This window comes from Arthrobacter sp. SPT-J7 (assembly GCF_059089965.1).
This window is the reverse complement of sequence record NZ_JBNHFF010000270.1, coordinates 1-4,000: the sequence shown is the minus strand read 5'-3', so window position 1 is coordinate 4,000 and position 4,000 is coordinate 1. Positions and strand designations below refer to the sequence as shown.

The window sequence follows — 4,000 nt, the reverse complement described above, 5'->3', positions numbered from 1 at the left end:
TGCCCGCTGTGCTGGCTCCCGGCGGTACTGCCCAAATGCTCGGAAACTGGGAGGTGCCGGCCGGGTCCTCCTGGCAGGAGCGGCCCCAGGGGTGGGTCCCCGTGGGCACGGACGCCTGGTTCATCCAGCGGGAGATGGTGGGCCCGGAGGAGTACGCCGAAACATGGCTGCGTGACGCGTCCGAAAGCCGGGACCGGCAGCACTACCGTGACGCCTACGCGGCCTACCTCGATGACTTCGAGTCCCGGAACGTGGCGGGGATCGGCTTCGGGATGGTGCTGCTGCGCCGGCCCCTGTCCCCAGGACAGGCCGCGTTCAACAGGTTCGAGGAAATCACCTACCCCATTGAGCAGCCCATCGGCCCCCACCTCGGGGCGGCACTGCAACGCCAGGACTGGCTGGCGGCGAACAATATCAGCGACGCGCACCTGCTGGTTGCCGACGACGTCACCGAGGAACGGCACCAGCGTCCCGGCGCCGAACACCCCGGGGTGATCCTGCTCCGCCAGGGCGCCGGCCTCCGCCGGACCAACCTGCTCAGCACCGAACTCGCCGGCTTTATTTCCGCCTGCGACGGCGACCTCTCCGCCGGCCAAATTGCCGGCGCGCTGGAGGCGCTCCTGGGCGGCGGCGCTGCTGGGGAGGAGGGGTTCAACGCCGGCTCGTTCCGGAGCGGTTTGCTCGCCGATGTGGCCAACCTGGTCCGGGACGGCTTCCTGATCCCGGCCGCGGACTGAGGCGCGGAATGCATTCCGCAGAACCCGCGTCTTTTCCACATGGATGCGCACAATTCTCCAAAATATGGTGAACTAGGCCAGTATGGGCGCATCTGCCCGAGAAACCTTTTTCTGTAGGAGCACCGTGCCAAGCAAGGCCAAAACCGGCAAGAAACTCGTGATTGTGGAGTCTCCGGCCAAGAGCAAGACCATCGCCAAGTACCTGGGCGAGGGCTTCATCGTAGAGGCCTCCATTGGTCACATTCGCGACCTGCCGCAGCCGTCTGAACTTCCTGCCGAACTGAAGAAAACCTCAGTAGGCAAGTTCGCCGTCGACATTGACCACGACTTCAAGCCCTACTACGTGGTGTCCGCGGACAAAAAGAAGAAGGTGACCGAGCTCAAGGCTGCGCTCAAGGATGCCGACGAACTTTACCTCGCAACCGATGGGGACCGCGAGGGCGAGGCCATCGCGTGGCACCTGCTGGAAGTACTCAAGCCCAAGGTCCCGGTGTACCGCATGACCTTCGGTGAAATCACGAAGGAAGCCATCCAGCGCGCCATGGGCAACCTGCGTGATGTTGATTCGGCCCTCGTGGATGCCCAGGAAACCCGCCGTGTCCTGGACCGCCTGTACGGCTACGAAATTTCCCCGGTGCTGTGGCGCAAGGTGGCCCGTGGCCTGTCCGCCGGCCGTGTGCAGTCCGTAGTCACCCGCATGGTGGTCGACCGCGAACGCGAACGCATGGCCTTCAAGGCCGCCTCCTACTGGGACCTCACCGGTCAGTTCGGCGCCGAGGCCGGTTCCTTCAAGGCCAAGCTTGCCGCCGTGGACGGTGCCAAGGTGGCCAGCGGCCGGGACTTCAACGACGACGGCGTGCTTACTTCCAAGAATGTTGCCCACCTTAACGAGGAGCTGGCCACCTCCCTGTCGGCTGGGCTGCAGAACGCGGACTTCCGCGTCCGCTCCGTCGATACCAAGCCCTACACCAGGCGACCAGCTGCGCCCTTCACCACCTCTACCCTGCAGCAGGAAGCGGGCCGCAAGCTGCGCTTTTCCTCCAAAAGCACCATGCAGGTGGCCCAGCGGCTGTACGAAAACGGCTACATCACCTATATGCGTACGGACTCCTCCGCGCTGAGCGACGAAGCCGTGACGGCTGCCCGGCGCCAGGCCTCCGAACTGTACGGTCCCGAGTACATCCCGCAGTCCCCGCGTGTGTACACCGGCAAGGCAGCCAACGCGCAGGAGGCGCACGAGGCCATCCGTCCTGCCGGTGACTCCTTCCGCACGCCGGCCCAGGTGGCAAAGCAGCTCTCCGGCGACGAATTCCGGCTCTACGAACTGATCTGGAAGCGGACCGTCGCCTCCCAGATGGCTGACGCCAAGGGTTCGACGGCGACCATCCGGCTGGGCGCGGTTGCTTCCGACGGGCGTGACGCCGAATTCTCCGCGTCCGGTACCGTAATTACTTTCCCCGGCTTCCTCGCAGCTTACGAGGAAGGCAAGGACGAGACCCGCGGCGACGACGACTCCGACGAAGCCCGCCGGCTCCCCAACGTAACCAAGGGCGACTCCCTCGCTGCCTCCGAGATCGTCGCGGTGGGCCACGAGACCTCGCCGCCGCCGCGCTACACCGAAGCGTCGCTGACGGCGGAGCTGGAGAAAAAGGGTATCGGCCGTCCGTCCACGTACGCGTCCACCATCTCAACCATCCAGGACCGCGGCTACGTGCGGAAACAAGGCTCTGCCCTGGTCCCGAGCTGGATCGCCTTCTCCGTGATCCGCCTGCTGGAGCAACACTTCAGCGATTACGTTGATTACGAGTTCACGGCAGACATGGAAGGCGACCTGGACAAGATCGCCAACGGCCAGGCTGTTGGCGCCTCCTGGCTTCGGCACTTCTACTTCGGCGAAGACTCGGATCCGGGCCTGCTCAGTATCGTCAACAACCTGGGCGAGATCGATGCACGGGAAATCAACTCCATTCCCATCACGGACGACATCACGCTTCGGGTCGGCAAATTTGGCCCCTACCTGGAAAGCTCCGCCGCCACTGTCGACCCAAAGACTGGGGAGATCGTGGAATCGGCGCGCGCCAACGTACCTGAGGACCTGGCACCGGATGAACTGACGGCCGCCAAAGCCATTGAACTCATGGAAACGGCTGCGCCGGAGGAACGCGTTCTGGGCACAGATCCACACACAGGGCACACCATCGTTGCCAAAAACGGCCGCTACGGCGCCTATGTCACCGAGATCATCCCCGAGATGACCGAGGAACAGATCGCCAACCAGCCGGTGGAGTACTACAAGAACGGCAAGCCCAAGCCGCCCAAGAAGCCGGTGAAAGCCAAGCCGCGGACGGGTTCGCTCTTCAAGTCCATGACAGTGGAGTCTGTAACCCTCGACGAGGCGCTGCAGCTGATGAGCCTGCCCCGCGTCCTCGGTGAGGACGCCGAAGGCAACCTCATCACCGTGCAGAACGGCCGGTTTGGCCCGTACCTGAAGAAGGGGACAGACTCCCGGTCGATTGGCTCCGAGGAGGAAATCTTCACCATCACGCTGGAGCAGGCGCTGGAGATCTACTCCCAGCCCAAGCAGCGCGGCGCCCGTGCGGCCGTGCCGCCGCTGGCGGAGTTCGGCCCGGACCCGGTGTCGGAGAAGAACATTGTGGTGAAGGAAGGCCGCTTCGGCCCCTACATCACTGATGGCATCACCAACATCACCGTTCCGCGGGCTACGTCCCTGGAAGAACTCACGCGGGAACAGGCGGTTGAGCTCCTCGCCGAGAAGCGCGCCAAGGGCCCGGTCAAGCGCACTGCCACAGCCCGCAAGGCTCCGGCCAAGAAGAAGGCCACGGCGAAGAAGTAGTTGCGAATTGCGGTGCACGGCACAACGTGGTCGAGTAGGTATATGACTGAACAGCCCGGCATCGCCGACCAGACTCCGCTGAACGACCTCGAGGAGAAGCTCGCCAAGGGCGGACAGCCTGATGCCAGTCCCGTGGACGTCATCCTGTCCTTCCTGAACAGCGAGGTCTACATCATCAGCTCGGACGGCATCGAGGGCGAGGACTCCCAGGTGGAGCCGCTGGTTTTGGCCAACGCCGATGGCGACCCTGTCCTGGCTGTGTTCTCGCACCCCAGCCGGGTTGACCAGCAGTACCTGGAAGCAGCCCCCAACGTCCTGGGCACCCAGGGGGCAGCCATTATCGCCAACATTGGCGATGAGCTGGGCATGGTCATCAACCCGGGCGCAGCCTATGGCTTCGAGATCAACC

General features: G+C 64.1%; 2 protein-coding genes and 1 pseudogene. All 3 read left to right on the top strand.

From position 1 onward, the window contains the following. Positions 1–737 (top strand): annotated as a pseudogene (locus AC5RWX_RS31105) (SAM-dependent methyltransferase); the annotation flags it as partial. Positions 738–861: 124 nt separating this feature from the next. Further along, a complete protein-coding gene (gene topA / locus AC5RWX_RS31100; protein WP_494100053.1) occupies positions 862–3,591 on the top strand; it encodes a type I DNA topoisomerase in 2,730 nt (909 codons plus the stop codon). Between the two features lie 42 nt (positions 3,592–3,633). Further along, the coding region (locus tag AC5RWX_RS31095; protein ID WP_494100052.1) for an SseB family protein at positions 3,634–4,000 on the top strand (367 nt) is incomplete at its 3' end.